This window comes from Planktothrix paucivesiculata PCC 9631 (genome assembly GCF_900009265.2).
Taxonomy (GTDB): Bacteria; Cyanobacteriota; Cyanobacteriia; order Cyanobacteriales; family Microcoleaceae; genus Planktothrix; species Planktothrix paucivesiculata.
Genome location: NZ_LR735050.1, coordinates 1 through 353, shown reverse-complemented (window position 1 = coordinate 353; position 353 = coordinate 1). Strand labels below are relative to the sequence as shown.

Genomic DNA, 353 nt, shown 5'->3' with positions numbered 1-353 from the left:
AGGTAACAATCCTTGAATTGCTTTTCTGAATAATCCTTTTCCCGTTTGCTTATAGGTTTCTTGACACAAATTTAGGGCATAATTCCAATACCAACGGCAACAACCAAAACTTTTGGCTAAGGTAATCTGCTGTTCAGTCGTTGGATAGATTCGGAACTTATACCCTTGAAACATTGTTACTTTCAAAACTCTTTGATATACTCTAACATATTATTGTTAATTTTGTCGGGATTGACCGACCAAAATTAACTTGGGGGAGTCCATGTAACCCACACTGATTTGGTGGTTGTTTTTTTGTTTTGTGAAATTCAGTGTGGGACTTATCGCTCCCCCAAACCCCCTCGTCAGTTAAA

At 38.0% G+C, this 353-nt stretch carries 1 protein-coding gene; it reads right to left on the bottom strand.

The features are described from left to right. A partial coding sequence (locus PL9631_RS25560) for a helix-turn-helix domain-containing protein (protein ID WP_156090714.1) occupies positions 1-174 on the bottom strand: 174 nt, incomplete at its 3' end. Between the last annotated feature and the right edge of the window lie 179 nt (positions 175-353).